Origin of the sequence: Frankia sp. AiPs1, from assembly GCF_023716945.1 — a bacterium.
In the GTDB taxonomy this organism is placed as follows: Bacteria; Actinomycetota; Actinomycetes; order Frankiales; family Frankiaceae; genus Frankia.
The window spans coordinates 1-3514 of sequence record NZ_JAMQQF010000608.1 but is presented as its reverse complement, the minus strand read 5'-3'; the positions used below and the strand labels follow the sequence as shown (position 1 = coordinate 3514).

General features: G+C 72.1%; 2 protein-coding genes. One reads left to right on the top strand and one right to left on the bottom strand.

What is annotated here, in order from left to right; all coding sequences use genetic code 11:
• Positions 1 to 669, bottom strand: a 669-nt coding sequence (locus ND748_RS28185) for an MEDS domain-containing protein (RefSeq protein WP_251749227.1), incomplete at its 3' end; no start/stop codon positions are given.
• A gap of 560 nt (positions 670 to 1229) precedes the next feature.
• Here ND748_RS28185 and ND748_RS28180 point away from each other — a divergent pair.
• A partial coding sequence (locus tag ND748_RS28180; protein ID WP_251749226.1) for a Tex family protein occupies positions 1230 to 3514 on the top strand: 2285 nt, incomplete at its 3' end.

The following is a 3514-nucleotide window of genomic DNA, read 5'->3' as shown; positions in this document are numbered from 1 at the left end:
GGCCACCGCCGCGGCGGCGACAGCGGCGACCGCCGGGACGACAGCAGCCGCACCCGCCGAGATCGTGCCGGCCGAGGTGGCACCGACCGGGTTCGCGCCGGCCGAGGTGGTGCCGGTATCGGTCACCGCGGCGACCGAGGCGACGGCGATGGCGGCGACGGAGGCAGCGGCGGCAGAGGCAGCAGAGGCAGCAGCAGCGACAACGGTGGGCGTGGCGAGCGCCCGGGTCGGGTCGGCTGGCGGCCGGTAGCGCGCGCTGACGCGGCCGAGCCCGCCGTCCACCACCACCGGATGGGTCTGCCACACCTCGTCGGCGGTGATCGAATCGAGCGCGGTCACCTCGTAGGGGCAGCGCAGCCGCCAGGCCGGCGGGGCGGCGAACGCCTCGTTGAGCAGGGCCTCGTGGAGCATGCATTCCCGCTGCTCAGGAACGGGGCGCCCGGACCACAGCGGCTCACCGATCCCGCGGACCGTCCGGCCTCGTTCGATCCCGAGGTCAAGGAATTCCTGCCAGGCGGGGATGATGCGCGCCGGATTCCGGCCGACCTCCGCCAGATCGAGAAATGTGACTCGTCTCGCGGCCCGGCCGAGCGCAGCCCGAAGAAGCGCCATCCGTGCGGGCGTGATCGCGACGAGAACATCCTCGTCGGCCGCGAGGCCGGCGAGGATGAAATCCCTGGTCGCACTGAGGAAACCAACGTCACCTCGGTACAGGAAAGCCTCATGGCGAATGCCGCCGACACTGGTCGGGCTCAGGGCCGGGCCACGGACGGGGCCCAGAGTACTCTCCTGAGTCACTCCGCCGCCCTGCGTCGCAATCCGGCAGCGGCCGCCCCCGAGAGGGACGTGCCGTATCCAGCCGGGCCACGTCCGGAATGCGGAAAATAACAGCGACCCGCACCCGCGGCTCCACCCCCCATGCACACGCGCACATCATAGGTCATGTCACACCAATGGGATATGCCCAGCAACGGAATCGAACGGGACGGATCACACTGGATCACACCGGACCGGCCACCGCCAAGGAGGATGACCTCGGCGGACGGCGGCCCAGGCCGATCATCGCACCGCGCCCGGGGCGGCGGCCGGCACGCCAGCCGGATGGCCGCCCGGGCGGAAAGCACCGGGTGATCGCCCGTAGTCTCGCAGTCAGCGCGGATCGGTCGGACGGCCCGGCACCGCGCTGACGCGCACAGCAGCGACGAGGACGAGAAGGCGGATCAGGCATTGTGACGACGACATCTGTCCCACAGCGGTCCATCCATCAGCGGATCGCCGACGAGCTCGGCGTGCGCCAGGGGCAGGTGACGGCGGCGGTCGACCTGCTCGACGGGGGCGCCACCGTGCCCTTCATCGCCCGCTACCGCAAGGAGGCGACGGGCACCCTCGACGACACCCAGTTGCGCACCCTGGAGGAACGGCTGCGCTACCTGCGGGAGCTGGAGGAGCGGCGCACGGCCGTGCTGGACTCCATCCGCGCCCAGGGCAAGCTCGACGACGCCCTCGAGGAGCAGATTCTCGCGGCGGACTCCAAGGCCCGCCTGGAGGACATCTACCTGCCGTACAAGCCCAAGCGGCGGACGAAGGCGCAGATCGCCCGGGAGGCGGGCCTGGAGCCGTTGGCGCTGGCCCTGTTGGGTGACCCCGCTCTCGACCCGCACGGCACGGCAAGCGGCTACATCGACCCGGACAAGGCAGTGGTGGACGCCGGTGCCGCGTTGGAGGGCGCGCGGGCGATCCTCGTCGAGCGGTTCGCCGAGGACGCCGACCTCATCGGCGCGCTGCGGGAGCAGATGTGGTCCCGTGGCGTGCTCGTCTCCCGGGTCCGGGAGGGCAAGGAGGAAGCCGGCGCGAAGTTCGCCGACTACTTCGACTTCTCCGAGCCGTTCACCTCGCTGCCCTCGCACCGCATCCTGGCGGCGTTCCGGGGCGAGAAGGAGGAGATCCTCGACCTCACCCTGGAGCCGGACACCCCGACCGAGCCGGGCACCCCGCCCGTGCCCGGGCCGACGAGCTACGAGCAGCGAATCGCCGAGACCTTCGGGATCTCCGACGCTGGCCGGCCGGCGGACCGCTGGCTCGTCGACACCGTCCGCTGGGCCTGGCGCACCCGCATCATCGTGCACCTGGGCGTGGACCTGCGGATGCGGCTGTGGACGGCGGCGGAGGACACCGCCGTGCGCGTGTTCGCGGCCAACCTGCGCGACCTGCTGCTCGCGGCGCCGGCCGGCAGCCGGGCGACGATGGGCCTGGACCCGGGTTACCGCACGGGCGTGAAGGTGGCCGTCGTCGACGCGACCGGCAAGGCCGTCGCCACCGACACCATCCATCCGCACGTCCCGGCTCGGCGCTGGGACGAGTCGATCGCCACCCTGGCCCGCCTCGCCGCCGAGCACCACGTCGACCTGATCTCGATTGGGAACGGGACGGCCTCCCGGGAGACCGACAAGCTGGCCGACGACCTCATCCGCCGGCATCCGGAGCTGTCCCTGACGAAGGTGACCGTCTCCGAGGCGGGGGCGTCGGTGTACTCCGCATCCGCGTACGCCTCGGCCGAGCTGCCCGGGATGGATGTCTCGCTGCGGGGCGCGGTCTCGATCGCCCGCCGCCTGCAGGACCCGCTCGCCGAGCTCGTCAAGATCGATCCGAAGTCGATCGGGGTGGGCCAGTACCAGCACGACCTGTCCGAGATGCGGTTGTCGTCGTCGCTGGACGCCGTGGTGGAGGACTGCGTGAACGCCGTCGGGGTGGACGTCAACACCGCGTCGGCGCCGCTGCTCACCCGGGTGTCGGGGATCGGCGCGGGCCTCGCCGAGAACCTGGTGCGCCACCGCGACGCCAACGGGCCGTTCCGCACCCGTGAGGCGCTGCGCGACGTGCCCCGGCTCGGGCCGAAGGCGTTCGAGCAGTGCGCCGGCTTCCTGCGCATCCGCGGCGGGGACGACCCGTTGGACGGCTCCAGCGTGCACCCCGAGTCCTACCCGGTGGTCCGGCGCATCCTCACGGCCACCGGCGGCGAGCTGAGCGCCCTCATCGGCAACGGCGCCGTGCTGCGGTCGCTGAAGCCGACCGAGTTCGTCGACGACGCCGTCGGGCTGCCGACGGTCACCGACATCCTCGCCGAGCTGGAGAAGCCGGGGCGCGACCCGCGGCCGGCGTTCCGCACGGCGGCGTTCACGGAGGGGATCGAGACCCTCGCGGACCTCGTGCCCGGGATGACGCTGGAGGGCACCGTCACGAACGTGGCCGCGTTCGGTGCGTTCGTCGACGTCGGGGTGCATCAGGACGGCCTGGTGCACGTCTCGGCGATGTCCAAGAACTTCGTCAGCGACCCGCGGGAGGTCGCCAAGCCCGGCGACATCGTCACGGTGAAGGTTCTCGACGTCGACATCCCACGCAAGCGGATCTCGCTGACGCTGCGTCTGGACGACGAGATCGGGGCGCCGGCGGGCGGCGCCGGGCGCGGTTCGGGGCGCCGCGGCGGCGACGACAGCGGTAGCAGCGGTAGCAGCGG